The sequence below is a fragment of the Chryseobacterium viscerum genome, assembly GCF_025949665.1.
GTDB lineage: Bacteria > Bacteroidota > Bacteroidia > Flavobacteriales > Weeksellaceae > Chryseobacterium > Chryseobacterium viscerum_A.
Map to the genome: position 1 here is coordinate 279,537 of NZ_JAPDFT010000002.1, position 17,329 is coordinate 296,865.

16 protein-coding genes are annotated in these 17,329 nt (G+C 35.7%); 6 read left to right on the plus strand and 10 right to left on the minus strand.

The features are described 5' to 3' along the window. Window positions 1–186 precede the first annotated feature (186 nt). Both OL225_RS15405 and OL225_RS15410 read left to right on the plus strand, forming a co-directional pair. Complete coding sequence (locus OL225_RS15405; protein ID WP_264518837.1) at window positions 187–1,377, plus strand: endonuclease; 1,191 nt, start codon at window positions 187–189, stop codon at window positions 1,375–1,377. Between the two features lie 51 nt (window positions 1,378–1,428). Next, window positions 1,429–1,848: a DUF6146 family protein gene (locus OL225_RS15410; protein WP_047376390.1), complete on the plus strand. Its 420-nt coding sequence runs from the start codon at window positions 1,429–1,431 to the stop codon at window positions 1,846–1,848. A gap of 71 nt (window positions 1,849–1,919) precedes the next feature. Here the strand turns inward: OL225_RS15410 and OL225_RS15415 are convergent, their stop codons facing one another. Continuing rightward, a complete protein-coding gene (locus OL225_RS15415) occupies window positions 1,920–2,516 on the minus strand; it encodes a superoxide dismutase (RefSeq protein ID WP_047376388.1) in 597 nt (198 codons plus the stop codon). 197 nt (window positions 2,517–2,713) lie between these two features. Next, window positions 2,714–4,543 carry a transcription termination factor Rho gene (gene rho, locus OL225_RS15420; protein WP_264518838.1) on the minus strand — a complete coding sequence of 610 codons (1,830 nt, stop codon included), beginning with the start codon at window positions 4,541–4,543 and terminating at the stop codon, window positions 2,714–2,716. 143 nt (window positions 4,544–4,686) lie between these two features. On the opposite strand from rho, the gene OL225_RS15425 reads away from it, so the two are divergent. The 4 genes from OL225_RS15425 to OL225_RS15440 all read left to right on the plus strand — a co-directional run bounded on the left by OL225_RS15425 (window position 4,687) and on the right by OL225_RS15440 (window position 8,604). Continuing rightward, window positions 4,687–5,076: a DUF4293 family protein gene (locus tag OL225_RS15425; RefSeq protein WP_255813508.1), complete on the plus strand. Its 390-nt coding sequence runs from the start codon at window positions 4,687–4,689 to the stop codon at window positions 5,074–5,076. A gap of 168 nt (window positions 5,077–5,244) precedes the next feature. Continuing rightward, window positions 5,245–6,165: a M28 family peptidase gene (locus tag OL225_RS15430; RefSeq protein WP_047376383.1), complete on the plus strand. Its 921-nt coding sequence runs from the start codon at window positions 5,245–5,247 to the stop codon at window positions 6,163–6,165. Between the two features lie 234 nt (window positions 6,166–6,399). Further along, window positions 6,400–8,238 carry an ABC transporter ATP-binding protein gene (locus tag OL225_RS15435; protein WP_264518839.1) on the plus strand — a complete coding sequence of 613 codons (1,839 nt, stop codon included), beginning with the start codon at window positions 6,400–6,402 and terminating at the stop codon, window positions 8,236–8,238. A gap of 18 nt (window positions 8,239–8,256) precedes the next feature. Further along, window positions 8,257–8,604, plus strand: a complete 348-nt coding sequence (locus OL225_RS15440) for a DUF1801 domain-containing protein (protein WP_047376380.1) — start codon at window positions 8,257–8,259, stop codon at window positions 8,602–8,604. Window positions 8,605–8,654: 50 nt separating this feature from the next. Here the strand turns inward: OL225_RS15440 and OL225_RS15445 are convergent, their stop codons facing one another. From OL225_RS15445 to ftsH, 8 genes are all read right to left on the minus strand, one after another. Further along, window positions 8,655–10,457 carry a hypothetical protein gene (locus tag OL225_RS15445; protein ID WP_264518840.1) on the minus strand — a complete coding sequence of 601 codons (1,803 nt, stop codon included), beginning with the start codon at window positions 10,455–10,457 and terminating at the stop codon, window positions 8,655–8,657. 295 nt (window positions 10,458–10,752) lie between these two features. Beyond that, complete coding sequence (locus tag OL225_RS15450) at window positions 10,753–11,073, minus strand: helix-turn-helix domain-containing protein (protein ID WP_264518841.1); 321 nt, start codon at window positions 11,071–11,073, stop codon at window positions 10,753–10,755. Window position 11,074: 1 nt separating this feature from the next. Further along, complete coding sequence (locus tag OL225_RS15455; RefSeq protein WP_047376673.1) at window positions 11,075–11,488, minus strand: hypothetical protein; 414 nt, start codon at window positions 11,486–11,488, stop codon at window positions 11,075–11,077. Between the two features lie 98 nt (window positions 11,489–11,586). Further along, the gene (locus tag OL225_RS15460; protein WP_264518842.1) at window positions 11,587–12,579 is read right to left on the minus strand and encodes a helix-turn-helix transcriptional regulator; all 993 of its coding nucleotides are present in this window, start codon (window positions 12,577–12,579) and stop codon (window positions 11,587–11,589) included. Window positions 12,580–13,010: 431 nt separating this feature from the next. Continuing rightward, window positions 13,011–13,667: a phosphatidylserine decarboxylase family protein gene (locus tag OL225_RS15465; RefSeq protein WP_264518843.1), complete on the minus strand. Its 657-nt coding sequence runs from the start codon at window positions 13,665–13,667 to the stop codon at window positions 13,011–13,013. A 4-nt stretch (window positions 13,668–13,671) separates the two neighbouring features. After that, window positions 13,672–14,544: a phosphatidate cytidylyltransferase gene (locus OL225_RS15470; protein ID WP_264518844.1), complete on the minus strand. Its 873-nt coding sequence runs from the start codon at window positions 14,542–14,544 to the stop codon at window positions 13,672–13,674. Window positions 14,545–14,568: 24 nt separating this feature from the next. Continuing rightward, entirely contained in the window at window positions 14,569–15,150 is a 582-nt protein-coding gene (locus OL225_RS15475) for an LUD domain-containing protein (protein ID WP_047376366.1), read from the minus strand. A 136-nt stretch (window positions 15,151–15,286) separates the two neighbouring features. Continuing rightward, window positions 15,287–17,308, minus strand: coding sequence for an ATP-dependent zinc metalloprotease FtsH (gene ftsH / locus OL225_RS15480; protein ID WP_047376361.1), 2,022 nt, complete (start codon window positions 17,306–17,308; stop codon window positions 15,287–15,289). Between the last annotated feature and the right edge of the window lie 21 nt (window positions 17,309–17,329).

A 17,329-nucleotide genomic window follows, 5' to 3' on the forward strand; every position in this document is an offset into this window, starting at 1 on the left:
AATTTAATCAAATTTTGTAATTCACAATTTTTTTAACAGTATTTTTCCTTAATACTGCAAGCTTTTAAGAATCATTATATAAATGATACTGAGATAATTGCTTTTAAATTTACAAATATTTAAAATGCAATAAATTAAAAAAAGTAAATTTGTAAATTAAATAGTATTAATAATAACTCAAAGAAGATGAAGAGATTTTCGAGTCTGTTTGCCATCATTATTTCGATCATGGCATTTTCACAGCAACAAGGAAAACTGAGAAAAGTAGCTACCGTAGGCTTTTTAAATGTAGAAAACCTGTGGGACACTATCCGTTCAGCAGATTATATTGATGGAACGAAAGACATTAAAAATCCTGCTTTTCACAGAAGTATTCCTATGGATTCTATCAAACTTCTGGAAGCTGAAAAATATGACGGACCATGGAGTGATGGTGCTTTAATTGGAAAAAAAGTAGTGAGAGAACAAGGTGGTTCTGAAGAATTTACTCCAAAAAGCGCAAAGAATTACGGAACCAAAATCTATAAAGCAAAATTGGCCAACGAAGCCAAAGTAATTTCTGAAATGGGAGCACAGTATACCAAAACAGCTCCTGCAGTAGTGGGGTTAATTGAGGTTGAAAACAGACAGGTCATCCAGGATCTGATCAACGAACCTGCTTTAAAGAAATATGATTACGGAATCATTCATTACAACTCTTATGACTACAGAGGAATTGACGTTGCATTGATCTATCAGAAAAGAAGATTCACTCCTACCAATTCATTAAAAAAAGAATTGATAATCTACGGTGACAACGGAAGAAGAGAATATACCAGAGATATTCTTGTTGTAACAGGGTTTTTAGATAATGAAAAAGTGGCATTCTTTATGAACCACTGGCCTTCAAGGAGAGGAGGTGAAGCAATTTCTTTACCTAAAAGAAATGCTGCTGCTGCTTTATTGAAACAACAGATGGATAGTATAAGAGCTGCAGACCCTACAACAAAGCTTTTTGCAATGGGTGACTTTAATGATGATCCTGTAAGCCCGAGTTTAAAAAATCATCTGAAGGCTCAGGCAGCACCTAAAGACTTAAGTGAAGAAACACCATACCTTAATCTGATGTACCCTTTATACAAGAAAGGAGTGGCATCTCTTGCCTATCAGGATGCACCGAACCTGTTTGACCAGATTATCGTTTCTAAAAACGTAATTTCAGATCAGGTAACCAAAGAATACTCTGTATACAAAACAGAAATTTTTGCACCGGCTTATTTAGTCAATAAAGAAGGAAATTATAAAGGCTATCCTTTCAGATCCTGGAATGGAGACCAGTTCACAGGTGGATACAGTGACCACTTCCCGGCATTTGTAGTTCTCCAGAAAGAACCATAAAAAAGTTAGGCACTCTTATTGGAGTGCTTTTTTTATGTAAATACCTTAATCATGAAAAATATTATTTTATTGGTATTGATAGCATTGATACCTTACAGCTGTTTTTCTCAGGAAACACCAAAGAAAGATAAAGAACAACATGAAATGAAGCCTTCTAAAAACGAAGACGGAGAATGGGATCTTACGGTCATTGATACACAATTTGATTATTTTTTGAGTGCAGTTGCCAAACCCATCAGCCAGTATACAGAATCTTATCTGAAGACGAAAAATACATTTTTGGTGAACGAATGGAACAGTTATTATAATTCCGGGAGATACAGAAATATCATAGAATCCGGAATAGATTATGATCCGCAGGAAAATTACGGGATCAAGTTTGAATATAAATTATATCAGGTTTTCGTATATGTGAACTGGAAATATAAACTCAGAATGAATGGATTATCCGGAAGTGATGCAATAAGGTAAATTTTAAATAATACTCAACAAAAAAGGTTCAGAGAAATTCTGAACCTTTTCATTTTTATAATAGCTAAAAATTATTTATTGAATAATTCTTCTACTTTATCCCAGTTTACTACATCGAAGAATGCAGAAACATAGTCAGGTCTTCTGTTTTGGTAGTTTAAATAATAAGCATGTTCCCAAACGTCTAATCCTAAAACCGGAGTTCCTTTAACGTCTGCTACAGGCATTAATGGGTTGTCCTGGTTAGGTGTAGAAGAAACAGATACAGAACCGTCAGCATTTTTTACTAACCAAGCCCATCCTGAACCGAATCTTGTTTTAGCTGCATCAGAAAAATCAGTTTTGAATTTTTCAAGACCTCCATAGTTTTCAATAGCTGCTTTTACATTTCCTACAGGTTCTTTGCTTCCTCCCGGAGTTAAAATTTCCCAGAATAAAGAGTGGTTGAAGTGTCCTCCTCCATTGTTTCTTACTGCTGGCTTGTCAGTTCCTGTCTGGCAGATTTCTTCGATTGTTTTTCCTGCTAGTTCAGTTCCTTCAATTGCTTTATTTAAATTGTCAATATATGCCTGGTGGTGTTTTGTATGGTGGATTTCCATAGTTCTTGCATCAATAGTCGGCTCTAATGCATCATATGCATATCCTAGTTTTGGTAATTCAAATGACATAAACTTTATTTTTAATGTTATAATCCAAAAATAGCCAATATTTAAGGTATTATCAAGGATTGTAGATTACTTTAATAAATCTTTAACATTGATACATTGATTTAGAATGAATTAAGTTTTATTTTTTTTTATTTACAGCCAACAAAAAGCACGAACCAAATGATCCGTGCTTTCTATTTAACAATATTAAATTAAATTTATTTATTCATAGACATCAGGAATTCTTCATTATTGAGAGTTCCTTTGATATTCTTATTTACAAATTCCATTGCTTCTACAGGATTCATTTCAGAAAGATATTTTCTGAAGATCCACATTCTCTGAGAAGTTACTTCATCCAGAAGCAGATCATCTCTACGTGTGCTGGAAGAAATTAAGTCGATAGCAGGATAAATTCTTCTGTTAGCAATTTTTCTGTCTAATTGAAGTTCCATGTTACCAGTACCTTTGAATTCTTCAAAGATTACTTCATCCATTTTAGATCCTGTATCAATCAATGCGGTTGCAATAATCGTCAGAGATCCTCCACCTTCAATTTTTCTTGCTGCTCCGAAGAATCTTTTCGGCTTGTGAAGAGCATTGGCATCTACCCCACCGGAAAGAACTTTACCTGATGCAGGCGTTACCGTGTTGTATGCTCTTGCCAATCTTGTAATAGAATCCAGTAAGATTACTACATCGTGCCCGCATTCTACCATTCTTTGTGCTTTTGCAAGAACAAGGTTGGCTACTTTCACGTGTTTTTCAGCTGCCTCGTCAAATGTAGAAGCGATAACTTCTGCATTTACACTTCTTTCCATATCAGTAACCTCTTCCGGACGTTCATCAATCAAAAGAACCATCATGTATACTTCCGGGTGGTTGGCCGCAATAGAATTAGCAATATCTTTAAGCAACATCGTCTTACCTGTTTTAGGCTGTGCAACGATCATTGCTCTCTGACCTTTTCCAATAGGGGCAAATAAATCTACAATTCTTGTAGAAATCGTAGAATTGTTTCCTGCCAAATTGAATTTTTCTTCCGGGAAAAGTGGAGTAAGATATTCAAAAGCAACACGGTCCTTGATGAATGCAAGGTCACGTCCGTTAACTTCTGTAGGTTTTAATAATGAAAAGTATTTTTCACCTTCTTTTGGAAGTCTTACAATTCCTTTCACGGTATCTCCGGTTTTCAAACCATAATTCCTGATCTGCGCTGTAGATACATACACATCATCTGGAGAAGAGATATAGCTGAAATCTGAAGAACGTAAAAATCCGTAGTTATCCGGTAAAATTTCCAAAACACCTTCTATACTTACCAATCCATCGAAATTGAATTCTTTTTTATGGTCATGCTGCTCTTCTGCCTTTTCAGAATGTCTGTTTTGATTCTGATTTTGGTTTTGATGCTGCTGATGCTGGTTTTGGTTTTGATTTTTATGTTGGTTTCCACTGTTTTGTGGGTGGTTGTGTCCTTTTTGAGGTCTGTTAGCCTGTTGCTGTTGAGGATTGTTAGGCTTTTCTTCAGCCTGAACCGGCTCTTGAGATTCTGTGTTTTTTGGAGCTTCTGTTTTTTCCTGAGATACTTCTGCGTTACCTGTATTGGTAGAAACTCTTTTTCTTTTCTTTTTTGCCTGGGCGCTTGCTGCTGACTCTTCAGTTACTGCAGCTGCTTCAGCTTTGGGTTCTTCCTGTTTTATCTCTTCAGAAGCGGGTACCATTTCTTCTACTTTCTCTTCTGCTTTAGGTTCTTCTGCCGGAGCTTTTATATTTGTTTTTGGCTTGGCTGCTGGTTTTTTGGGAGCAGCTTTTCTTGCCGGGGCTTTAGCAGGTTTATCTGCTGGGGCCTCTTCAGTAGTTACACTGGCGGGTTCTGTGGCGTTGAAATAATCTTTTGCAACTTTAGGGTTAGAAGCCTGAAAGTCAAGAATAGCAAAGATCTTGTCATTTTCATTGCTGGTTCTTGCAACTTTAACGCCCAAATCTTTTAAGATTTTAGTCAGTTCCGTTACGGATTTTGACCTTAACGTTTCTATGTTAAACATATTTATGTAAAAATGTAATTAATTGTGAGTAAGAAAAGTAAGTCCGGCGACTTTGGTTTTCAAGTACATTGTATAATGCAAATCTACACTTATTTTTGAATTGTGCAAAATTTATGTTATTTTTGCCAAGAATTTAATATTCAATGCTACAGAGAATACAAACTATATGGACTTTATTAGCAGTTTTAGCTGCTGTTTTCCTTTTTATAACGGGACAGGATGTTGTCATTTCAGACAGTATTCCTTTACTTAATATTGGCTGTATAGTGCTGGTTATTACCGGAGCATTAAGTATTTTTAGTTTCAAAAACAGAAAAAGACAAATTTTGCTGAATACCATCAGCATCATTATAAACGTTTTGTTGATTGGTGTATTGGCGTACTGGTTACTAAACTTATCCGGAGGAATTCATTTTCCTGAGAAGGGTATTGAGCCGATTTTCCCATTAATTGCGGTAATCTGTCTGCTTATTGCAAACATTTACATCCGTAAAGATGAGAGGCTCGTAAAATCTGTAGACAGACTTCGATAGCCTTACAACGATTTTTTGAGTGAGAACAGCTTCTTTTTAGGAGCTGTTTTTTATTTATCCCATACTCTTAATTGACATCATCTCCTCTGCCAGATCAATTAATTTATGTACATTCATGCAACTTTTCGGTTGTAAACGCGACAAATCATATAATTTTAATAAAAGACAATGAAAAAGCTAACATTTCTTACTTTATCACTATTCTCCATATTTACTTTTGCGCAGGAAGTTTCAAAAGAAAGGGTGAAAACAGTCCTTTCCACACTGGCATCAGATGAAATGAGAGGACGTGAAATCGGAACTCAGGAAAATGAAAATGCAGCCAATTATATAGCGAAGCTTTTCAAAGAAAACAATCTGGAATACTGCACCGGAAAATCCTATCTGGTACCGTTTGATTATAACGGGAAAACGGTATACAATGTCTGTGGTATCAAAAAAGGAAAAACAGATAAGTATCTTGGATTCTCAGGGCATTTTGATCATATCGGAACCAGTGACAAAAGTGGCGACAATATTTATAACGGAGCAGATGATGACGCCAGCGGAATTACTACTCTGGTAGGTATTGCCGATTATTTTAAAAACAAAAAGCCTGAATTCTCTATGGTATTTATGGCATTCAACGGCGAAGAGAAAGGAATGTTAGGTTCAACAGCTATTTCCACAGATAAAAATCTGGACCCTATTTATAATAAGATGACTGCACTTTTCAATTTTGAAATGGTAGCCACAGAATCTCAGTGGGGAAAAAACGCATTATATATGACAGGAGACGGATTCTCTGATCTTGATGAGCTTTTCAATAAAAATGCAGTAAACGGATTAAAACTCAATGCAGATCCTTATGCAAAACAACAGCTGTTCTACCGTTCAGACAATGTAAGCTTTGTAAAAAAGAAAATCATTGCCCATTCATTCTCTACAGTAGACATGACAAAGGCCTCTCATTACCATCACGAAAATGATGACATCAACATCGTAGATTTTGATAATATGACTCAAATCATCAATAACTTTGGAAAAACTTTGGATAAATTGAATCCTAAAAATTTTGCTCCAAAGTATAATGACCAGGTGAATTTTTAATTCAATCATTATATCAAAACCGCTATTTCAGCGGTTTTTTTATTAAACAGTAATACCTTCTTATCTTCTATTTTCACGTCATCATCAGGTTTAATTTATTCAAAAAATAAAGCTTAATACCGCTGAGTTGTAACAAAAAGACATTTTTTGAAACTTATCCATTAAAGTAAAACAGGATTAAGGACGTCTTATCTTTTAATTTTACGTAATTTTGCTATCCAATTTTTTCATTGAATGAACCAATATATTAAAATACTGAAGTTCGCAAGACCTCACCAAAAATACATCTACGGGAGCTTGTTTTTCAACCTTATGTATTCTGTTTTTCAGATTGCTTCCTTAGGAACTATTCTACCGGTTTTGGGAATGCTCTTCGGAACCATTGAGGCTAAAAAATATAGCCATCCACCTGTGTATTCGGGAGAGATTCTAGATTTTTTCTCTTATGCAAAAGAGTACGCCAATTATTATGTTCAGAGTCTAGTAACTGAGCATGGAGCACTTAATGTTTTAGCTTGGCTTTGCGTGATAACGGCTTTTATGTTTTTACTGAGAAACCTTTTCAGATATTTGGGTTCATTTTTACTGATCAATTACCGTGTAGGAGTTACCCAGGATCTTCGTGGGGCGATGTACAGAAAGATTCTTTCTTTACCCGTTTCCTTTTTTACAGAAAGCAGAAAGGGAGACCTGATGTCTCGTATGTCAAACGACGTGGGTGAAGTTGAAGGTAATATTCTGGGAAGTTTAGTAGAATTGATCAATGCACCTTTCATGCTGATAAGCACACTGGTGACACTTTTCTTTTTAAGTACAGAGATGACCCTTTTCTCCCTCCTGGTATTGCCTGTCATGGGAACTATGATTGCTTTAATAGGAAAAAGCCTGAAAAAAGATTCTCACGAAGCCCAAAATGAAATGGGAACTATTTTCTCAATTGTAGACGAAACATTGAAATCTACAAAGGTGATTAAGATTTTCAGTGCAGAAAAAATAATGGACAACCGTTTTATGCAGTCTATGCAGAAATGGATCAACAGCTCCATAAGATTAGGCAGAAAAAAGGAACTTGCATCTCCGATGAGCGAATTTTTAGGTTCGGTTACATTCTTAATTATCGCTTGGTATGGAGGAAAACAAATCATTGTAGAACAAAGTATTTCACCTGCTGATTTCTTAGTTTTTCTGGGTATTTTCTTCCAGATCTTACCTCCTGTAAAAAGTTTATCTCAGTCAATTTCAAATGTACAGAAAGGAGAAGCTTCTCTTGAAAGAGTTTTGGCAATTCTGGATGCTGATGTAAAAATTGATGAAATAGCCAATCCTGTTTCTATCTCAACATTAAATCATTCTATCGAGTTTAATAATATTGGCTTTTACTACGATAAAGATCATACGATTCTTAAAAACTTTTCACTTTCCATTCCAAAAGGGAAAACGGTTGCTCTTGTTGGGCAAAGTGGAAGTGGTAAAACAACCATTGCCAATCTTTTAGCAAGATTCTATGATGTTTCCGAAGGAGAAATCATGATAGACGGAACCAATGTTAAACATTTAAAGCTAGATGAATACCGCAAGCTTCTGGGTATGGTAACACAGGAATCCGTATTATTTAATGATTCCGTTTACAATAATATTCTGATGGGTAAACCTGATGCTACAAGAGAAGAGGTGATTGCTGCCGCAAAAATTGCCAATGCAGATGCATTTATCACTACACTTCCTGAAGGCTATGATTCCAATATCGGAGATGATGGCGGTAAGCTTTCCGGAGGTCAAAAGCAAAGAGTTTCTATTGCGAGAGCCGTATTGAAAAACCCACCAATTATGATTCTGGATGAAGCAACCTCTGCACTGGATACGGAATCTGAAAGATTTGTACAGGATGCACTGGAAAAAATGATGGAAAACAGAACTTCCTTGGTAATTGCCCACCGTCTTTCAACCATTCAGAAAGCAGACTGGATCGTAGTGATGGAAAAAGGTGATATTGTAGAACAGGGAACACATCATGACCTGATCGCTAAAAAAGGGATGTACAACAAGCTTGTTGAACTTCAAAATTTCGACTAATATTTTAATTTAATTAAAATGAACCCTATACAAGAGTATTTCTACAGAATCGAAGAGCCTGAAAGAAGTACTCTTTTATTTTTACGTGATTCTATTTTAGCTTCAGATCCGGAAAATATTACAGAAACATTCAGTTTCGGGCTTCCGTTTATCAAGTACAAAAAGAAAATGCTGTGTTATTTCTATTACAGCAAAAAATACAGGAAACATTACATCAGCTTTTACCATGGTGACAAACTGAATTATCCGGAGCTGATTATGGATGGCAGAAAGAAGTTTAAAATTCTCTTAATTGATCCTGAAGAAGATCTCCCGGTAGAATTTATATTAAGCCTTACAGAAGAGATTAAAAAGTATATAAAATAAAAAACTCCGGCACGAATCATCGTACCGGAGCCATCTTTAAAAAACTTTTATCATTGTGTGTTTATTCCGCTGAATTCTGCCTGTTTGACTGCCCACGCAATCATATTGGCAAAAAGAACCGAATTCTGAACTTGCATTGATCCTGTTGCATATCCGTTTCCGGCATATCCATAAGAAGATTTCTGAACCGGGAAATATCCTCCCGAACTTGGAGCAACAAAAGGCTCAATGGTATTACTTGCATATTGATTTCCGTTCGCATTTTCATTACTTAAAAAACCACCGTCACCAAACCATATAAAGTTTAAACTGGTATTTCTTAATCCTGAAATTCCTGTTCTAGTCGTTGTACTGTTGATAGGTTGTGCATAGCTGTAAGGAACAAAACCGCTTGTCAATCCGGAAACACTTACTGTTGTAGAAGCATCTTCGCCCCAGTTTTTACCTCTCACATCTCCAAAAGGTCCATTAAGGATTGGATCATCGGAATTGGTAAGTGCATAGACAGAGCCCGCTCCTCCTCCATAAGAAGTTGAAATCGTGGGATCAGAGAATATTCCTCTGAATAAGTTCTGCGCAGTACCTGTATCATCTGTCAAAGCAATTACAACTCCTTTTTTATTAAGGTAAGAAGCAATATAACCTGCATCTGTGGCATTAGGTGTATAGTTGTAACCAATTATAACAATATCAGGTTTGTTATTAAGAGCCGTTTGAAGAGCTCCTGATGAAGGAGAGTTTCCCAGAGATATATGTGTAAAACCTTCATATTTAACGATACTTGAAGCCGTTGCTCCAAAGTTCGTTGGAGAATCCATAAGACTTCGTGAAGGACCGGTGTAAGCACTATAACCGTAAGCCGTTTCTAATCCAATATGAAGTACCGTTTTTTTAGGAATCACTACCACTACATTTACAGAACATGTCGTAGATACTCCTCCCTGACTGTCGGAAGTAATTGTAAGTGTTTTAACAGACGTGGAAGACGGAACTCCCGTTCCGCTTAATGTTACATTCTGATTTCCTGTGGATGTAAATGTTCCTGAACCACTGAAAGAAATTCCATCAACCGTATTAGTTGTAATGGTATAACTACCCAATGCCGCAACATTCACAGGCAAGGTAATCGTATTGGAAGCTGTAAGAGCTGTTCCTACTTTATATACTCCATTTACCGTTGCACTTCCACAGCTTATGGTATATGTTCCTGCAGGGCTTAGTACCGTAATAGAAATCGCAGGAGTACAGGTAACAGCTGTTCCGTTGGCTTCAAGAGACACATTATCTGTCTGGATATTCTGAGGAGCTCCCTGCCCTGGAATTTGTATTGTTTTTGTTCCGGTATTTAAAAATACTCCGGTTCCGTAAAAATTGTATCCGTTGGTGGTAGTTCCGGAAATGGTATAATTACCCGGTTTTGTTACATTTACAGCAATGCTCAGGTAATTGGAATTAGTAAGTTCTTTTCCTTTTACATAGCTTCCCACTGCATTGGAAGTGGAGCAGTCTATAGTAAAAACAGATTTACCCATCTGTCCGCAGACACTTTTCCATTCATTATCCGCAAGGCTCCAATAATTGAAACAATCTTCTGTGGTATTATAAATTGTCAAACCATCATCTTTGGACTGATTAATTGTAATAGCATTTCGCTGTGCTTCAGTTAATCTGGGAATAAGGATTCCTTTGTTATTGTTTCCTGAGATAACATCCAAAACAGAATTAGCATTAGGAGTAGTGGTATTAATTCCTACCGCTCCATTATTGGCTTGAGAATAAAATTTTCCAAAGGCAAATAGCAGTGCTATCAGCAATACTTTGATTGGGGGAATTGTAAATTTTGTGTCCATCATTTTTAAGTTATAATTGTTTAATGAGTAAAATTTTCAACTAAGTCATTTAACCGTCACAAAATTATCACCCTCAGACCATTACAAATTAATTTCCCCTACGCAATACTACTCACGCGTAGTAAAACTCACAAAACACCAACAACTTACAATCCTGAAAAAGCATAAATAAAAAGTTGAGTTATTTTATAAAACCCAACCATAAACTAAAAAAATCAAAACTTAAATAATGCAAAAGCAATTATTTTCCATTTATTAAAAAAATAATGGCATTAGATCAAACAAAACATAAAATTATTTATACTTTAAAAATAGTTTTCCACTTTGCAATTGTATTTCTGCTTATTTTAAACTGTTTACCAAGCTGAAGATTGGTAAGCTCGTTCTGTTTTTGATATCTTAGAATTTTCAAAATAGATTCTTCATCATAAGAGCGCAACCTTTGATTATTGAATCCAACCACATATTCCGGTTCTCCAAAAATCATTTGATTAAATTTAAGAATATCAAAAGCTGAATGCAATGTTTCCAGCTTGAGCCTGATGGCTGCATCTATTAATTTTTCTGGGAACTTCTCTTCAAGAATATCGGTATAAATCTGCTTGTAATCAGGAATCATATTATATTTTTTTCATCCATTTATATAAAGTTGTCTTGGGAATTTTATACCTTTCAACCACATCACCGGCTGTCATTGTTCCTGTTTTTATTCTATCAAGTATAAAATCCTTTACCTCCTGTGTATAAATACTTTTTCTAAAAAGTATAGTACTCCCCTTTCCTCTGAATGCATTATCAACTCTTGACTGCGGAGCATACAAAATAAGATGACCGGTATAAAATCTAAAAAAATCAAATTTTAAAAGCTTACACCATTTCAACAGAATATCCGTATCAATACTTTTTGCCTGATACATCATTTCTATATCATCTTCCGGTCTGTCTAAAAATCTGGAGATTCTTTCTATTGAAATCTGATGCTCTTCCACTTTGGTTCGGATCAGGCTTCCAATATGAATGTTCTTAATATTCATCACAATGTTTTTATAAGTAAAAATATTGACAAGAAAAACAAAAAACATCATCACCCGGCACTCAACACTACGTATAAGTAACAAAAATCGGAATTTTGTTATATTTTAATCAAAAAGCCATTGATATTGATCTCAGAGGATATATTCAGTTTCTTCCGGATCCTGTATTTTTTACTTTCTACAGCACGAATACTGTTATTGGTACACTGTGCAATCCTCTTGGTATCAAAATCAAGCTTCATCAAAGCACAGAAATAGAGTTCAGAATGAATGAGATTAGGATTTATTTTTAAAATATCAGGAATAAAATGAGGGAAAAATATCTGAAATTTTTCAAAAAACATAGGTGAATTACTTTCTGCTAAACTTAAAATCTCGTGGATGTTCTCTTCTGAAAGGTGATTAATCAGCATTTGCTGTTTCATCAGTTCTGTATTCGTTTTCACCAAATCTTTGATGGTAGAGTCTTTCTCTTTTTTATCGGAAATCAAACCATGAATCAGTACGTCTTTCTGAGTGATAAAAACTATATCCATCAGGAAAGAGGCAACGGAAAATAAAATATTCAGCAATTTTATTGTTTTAAAATCCTCTTTTTCTATAAATCTGCTTTTAGGCAGGAAATCAAAATCAAAGTAAAGACATGCAATAAAGTTAATACTGATTATGAAAGCAATGAAGAAGATCGCAAAAGCATCTTTCTTATAGTTCAGAAAGAAGGGGACAGCAAATAAAAGGCAAAAATAGAAATACTCTACTCCCGCATTTTTGTAAGTATAAATATTAAAAAAGCTTACTATAAAAGTCAGCAGTACAAATATAAAGATGACAGCCCTTTTCAACACATTTCTGAACCGCTTTGTCTTCCCTTTTATTGACATTAAAAACAACCAGAAAAAGGTAATAACGGTAAGAAATATTGAGATCAACATATCTCCGAAAAAAGTAATAATAAAAATGGAATAAAACAGAAATATGAAAAACAATAAAAGCAGATACCGGTTAATAAGATGGAGATAACTACTTTCAAAATCATCATCCATATTCTCTGTTTCATCATTAATCACCTTAAAGAAAAACTTATAAATCATTTTGTTGTTTTTTTATGTTTTCACAAGCTCAGGTTGGCATCTGTACTACTGATAGCATAAATTCTCCAATATTAATAGCTTTTAAATAAAAACTTACAAAACAAAATATAGGCCTGTAATTTTTAGCGGTAAAAGAATATGATTTGTGTTTTCCAGTTACAATTTACTAAAAATCCAACATTAAAATTATCTAATAAAAAAGCATTTTTATAAAAATTAATGTCTATTTGTTCTCCCTCATTTAAAAATATAACTAGCCTGTGCTTTTTAAACAAGCAAAATTATCAATACAAATAAAAAAGTATTCTTTCCCTGATACGCAATATTACTCACGCGTAGTTAAACTCAAATCAGCAGATAGCCTTTCTCATTCATCTAATAAAAAAGAGGGCCATAAAGGCCCTCTTTTCAGTTTATATACTATAAGAATATTAATTTTCTTTCAGTTTAGCGATAACATCCAAACCTCCTTTTGTAATATCTCCGATCTTGCAGATAATCTCAGTATCCAAAGGTAGGAATACATCCATTCTGGAACCGAATTTAATAAATCCGAACTCATGCCCGGCTTTTGCTTTATCGCCTTCATTACAGTAGAAAACAATCCTTCTGGCCACATATCCGGCAATTTGTCTGAAGACAACTTTATGATTGGTCATAGTTTGTACTGCTACAGTAGTTCTTTCATTCTCTGTAGAAGATTTTTCATGCCATGCTACCAGATATTTTCCCGGGTGGTATTTTTTGTAAATCACTTCCCCTGAAACAGGATATCTACAAATGTGAACATTCAGCGGAGACATAAAAATAGAAACCTGAATGGCTTTTCCTTTTATAAATTCATCTTCATCCACTTCTTTGATCATTACCACTTTTCCGTCCACCGGGGCTATCACGTTTTCTTTGTGATCAAGGATATTACGATCCGGAACTCTGAAAAACCAGAAAACTAAACTGTAAATAACCAACAAAGGTATAATGATCAACAGGGACCATATTTTAAGGAAATAAATTGCTAAAGCGCCCAGGATGATAAAAAGTATGGTCGCAGCGGTAATCGTTCCTTTTGATTCTCTATGTAATTTCATGAGACTAAATAAATTTTTCTAAAATAAAGTACAAATATACGACAGGAACGCAGATAATAAAACTATCCAGCCTGTCTAAAACTCCTCCATGCCCCGGAATGATGTTTCCACTGTCTTTCACACCGAAATTTCTTTTCAACTGGCTTTCTACCAGATCTCCAAGCGGGGCAAAGGCAGCAACCAAAAATCCTACAACCATCCAGTTCCCTCTCAGCTCAGGCTGATAATGTTCAATAAAGTAGGATAAAACCAATGTTAACACTACACCACCCGCATATCCTTCCCATGTCTTTTTAGGAGAAATTTTAGGTGCCATTTTATGTTTACCGAAGAACTTTCCCACCAGATAGGCAAAAGTATCACTACTCCAGATCAGGATAAACAGGAACAGAACCTCTAAAGAGAAACTGTCATTATAACTGGAGAACTTAGGTAGCCCTAATGCAAAACTGAATGGGAGCGCTGCATAAATAACAGTAAAAATAAGTTTCCCGCTGTCAAAGTATAATTCGCTGGGATATTTGAATAAAGTAACCACAGCAATCCCAATCAGCGCCAGCGCCAGTATTTCACTGAGCCTGAAATCAAAAAAGAAATCGTGGTTGAAATATCTTTTGGAAAAAATATAGAATATGAAAATGACTAATGGATATACCACCCATTTTTCATAACCATTACCAAACTTCATGATTTTAACACACTCCCATGTTCCCACAATCAGTAATAGACTCATTAAGCCATAAAAAAGATACTGTTGTTTGATAAGGCCAGGGGCGATGCTGTTCAACAGTTGTGCTCCCAGCGGAGTCGAACAAAGTATAATGACGGCTACATAGACTATACCTGATGCGGTTCTTTGAATGAGATTTTTATCCAAAATTTAAAATTTAGAAGTGATTGCTTAATCTTCAAGCAGCAATAAAAACAGTTTTGTATTGGAATTGGAAGAACTGTCCATTTTAGACTGACTTCCGCTGATGGAAGTAAGGTTCTTGATATTTCCGTTCCTTTTTATTTTCCCCATTGCATCATTCAGGTTGTTTACAATCTGAGAAACATTGGCAATGATGATAATTCTATCGGGAAGTCTTGAAGAATGATAATGAAGAATATTATTATGCGAAAGCATGATCCTGCCATCATAGGCAATCAGGTATTCACATGTGATAAATGCAGCATCGTTAGACGGCTGCAGATCTGAAGTATACGTAGTCTTCACAACATTCAAAAAGTTCTGAAGTTCTTTATCCCAACAGAAAAGGTTGTGAATACCTTCTATTTTGATAATTTGATTTAAAGTTTGTAGAGCCTCCGCTTCATCTGCACAATAATTAAAAAATCCCCCCGAATGCGTAAATAATTGCGCAAACTTATAGTCAAGATCCGCATTTTTCAGCGAATCCCCAAGCTTCTCCAGGCTCTGTTTGTCCTCTTCTTCAGGCTGGTTGGTAAGTTTGCTTACAATCCTCTTGAATAAATTCAACTTAATCTATTTTTAGTCAACTTTATACAAAAATAGAAAATAAATTACAATAGAGTTCAAAATATCTCTTTAAATATGAAAAAACCTGACAATTTTGAAGCTGTCAGGTTTTTGTAAGGTATATTTTTTAAGAGTCTTAAAGCTGTGTCGGGCTTTCTGGAGCCTGTATTTCGCTTTCTTCTTCTTTTTCTTTAATCTGAGGTGTTTCCACTACTATCGGCTGATCTTTTTCAGGAATAGTGTTGGTAACAGGCTTCTCTGTCAATTCCGGATCCCATGCTCTTTTTCCGAATATTTCTTCTAAGTCTTCACGGAAGATCACTTCTTTTTCTAACAATTTATTTGCCAGAGCATCCAGTTTATCTTTATTTTCTTCAAGAATCCTTACCGCTCTTTCATATTGATTTTCGATAATCAATTTGATCTCTGCATCAATTTTAGTAGCGGTTTCTTCAGAATAAGGTTTTCCGAAAGAATATTCAGACTGTCCTGAACTGTCGTAGTAAGAGATGTTACCGATATTCGGGCTTAATCCATAGATTGTTACCATTGCCTGAGCTCTCTTCGTCACTGTTTCAAGGTCAGAAAGTGCTCCTGTAGAGATATTGTTGAAGATTACCTGCTCTGCGGCTCTACCTCCCAATGTTGCACACATTTCGTCCAGCATTTGCTCAGTAGTCGTAAGCTGTCTTTCTTCCGGAAGATACCATGCTGCTCCTAAAGAACGACCTCTTGGAACAATCGTTACTTTTAAAAGTGGTGATGCATGTTCTACCAACCAGGAGATTGTAGCGTGGCCTGCTTCATGGTAAGCAACTCTTCTCTTTTCAGATGGCTTGATTGCCATATTCTTCTTCTCAAGTCCACCGATAATTCTGTCTACCGCATCCAGGAAGTCCTGTTTAGTAACAGAAGTATGGTTATATCTCGCTGCGATCAATGCTGCTTCATTACAAACATTAGCAATATCCGCCCCACTGAATCCAGGAGTTTGTTTTGCTAAGAAATCCCTGTCTACATTATCATCAAGCTTGATTTTTTTCAAGTGAACATCAAAGATCTGTCTTCTTTCATGAAGTTCCGGAAGATCTACATAGATAGAACGGTCAAAACGACCTGCTCTCATTAATGCTTTATCCAGAATATCTGCTCTGTTGGTAGCTGCCATTACAATGACATTAACATCTGTTCCGAAACCGTCCATTTCGGTAAGAAGCTGGTTCAATGTATTCTCTCTTTCGTCGTTTCCGCCTGAGAAATTATTTTTTCCTCTTGCACGTCCGATAGCATCAATCTCATCAATAAAGATGATTGCTGGAGATTTTGCTTTAGCCTGGGCAAAAAGGTCTCTTACTCTGGAAGCTCCTACCCCAACAAACATTTCAACGAAATCTGAACCAGAAAGTGAGAAGAACGGAACTTTAGCTTCACCTGCAACAGCTTTTGCCAATAATGTTTTACCGGTTCCCGGAGGGCCCACTAAAAGAACTCCTTTAGGAATTTTACCTCCCAATTTTGTATATTTTTCAGAGTTTTTCAAGAAATCCACAACTTCCTGAACTTCTTCTTTAGCACCTTCCAATCCTGCAACATCTTTGAATGTTACCTGAATTCTTTCTTTTTCGTCGAAAAGCTTCGCTTTAGATTTACCGATAGAGAAGATTTGTCCGCCAGGACCTCCGCCTCCACCCATCTTTCTGAAAAGAAGGAAGTAGAATAATCCCAGAATGGAAATCCAAACCAGCGCAGGAACTAAGATGTCCATCAATGCACTCTTACCGGTTCCGTAATCTTTAGTTGTTTTAATAACCGGATTACTGGCTTTCACCTGCTCAAATTTTTGAAGGAAAAGTTGAAGGTCTCCATATTTCACAGAAAAATCTGCTTTAGGAGCCATTTCGAAGGCAGAAAGGGGGTTGTTTTCTTTTCCGGCTTTGGAAACCATTGCTGATTTCGCTTCTTTTGTTAGGAAAACATCAGCTTTCTCTATGTCTTTGTATATAATTATATTCTGGACTTTCCCCGCCTGCATTTCTCTAAAGAAACCATCTTCATCAATAGATTTTGCGCTATCACCTCCAAGGAAATTGGAGCCAAAGAAGAGCAAAAGAGCTATGATTGCAATTGGAAAGAACCAGTTGAATCCTTTATTATTCATTTAGACTTTTTAAAATTTTTA